This is a genomic window from Comamonas halotolerans (assembly GCF_030162935.1).
Taxonomy (GTDB): domain Bacteria; phylum Pseudomonadota; class Gammaproteobacteria; order Burkholderiales; family Burkholderiaceae_C; genus Comamonas; species Comamonas halotolerans.
In genome coordinates this window covers 1-308 of the sequence record NZ_JASAUZ010000057.1, presented here as the reverse complement: position 1 = coordinate 308, position 308 = coordinate 1, and the positions used below count along the sequence as shown (strand labels likewise).

Annotated in this window: 1 protein-coding gene; it reads right to left on the bottom strand. The window is 65.6% G+C overall.

The features are described from left to right. Positions 1-308: hypothetical protein (locus QEP11_RS16595; protein WP_284337761.1), on the bottom strand; the 308-nt coding region annotated here is incomplete at both ends.

Below are 308 nucleotides of genomic sequence, written 5' to 3'. Positions count from 1 at the left end.
CGCATACGATTGACCATTCACCCGCACGTTGACCGTGGTGGTGGCTGCATCGGCAGGCACATTGGCCAGCGTCACGGTCACCGGCACAGTGGCGCCTGCTTCCGTGCTGTTGACCACGCCATCACCGGCAATGACGCCCACAGTAACCGTGGTGCCTGCTGCGCCTGTGTCAGGCGGCGTGGTATCTGACGAAGTCCAGGAGACGCTGTCACCGGCGCCCGCATTGCCGGCTGCATCGGTAACCACGGTGTTCACAGCGCCGCTGGGTTGCTCGGCCGGTGCGGTCACTGTCCACGCACCGGTGGTGG